The sequence below is a fragment of the Tianweitania sp. genome (assembly GCF_032053605.1).
GTDB lineage: Bacteria > Pseudomonadota > Alphaproteobacteria > Rhizobiales > Rhizobiaceae > Tianweitania.
On the sequence record NZ_DAMBUH010000099.1, the window covers coordinates 11,753 to 12,027 of the forward strand.

The 275-nt window shown below is 66.2% G+C and carries 1 protein-coding gene; it reads left to right on the forward strand.

Annotated features, from left to right (window positions below; translation table 11 throughout):
- Positions 1-275, forward strand: a 275-nt coding sequence (locus RTX98_RS16910) for a transglycosylase domain-containing protein (protein WP_312797985.1), incomplete at both ends; no start/stop codon positions are given.

Below are 275 nucleotides of genomic sequence, written 5' to 3' on the forward strand. Positions count from 1 at the left end.
GGGTCGACCATCACAATGCAGCTCGCTCGCCTGCTGGAGCCGCGCGAAGAGCGGTCGATGGGGGCCAAGCTCAAGCAGGCAGTTCGCGCTTTGCAGATCGAGCGGCGCTTGAGCAAGCGCGAAATCCTTGAACGCTACCTGACGCTCGCGCCTTATGGCGGCAATCTGGAGGGCATCCGCTCCGCTTCGCTAGCGTGGTTCGGGCGAGAGCCGCGTGGGCTGGGCGTCGGCGAGCAGGCGCTGCTGGTTGCCCTTCCCCAATCACCCGAAAGCCG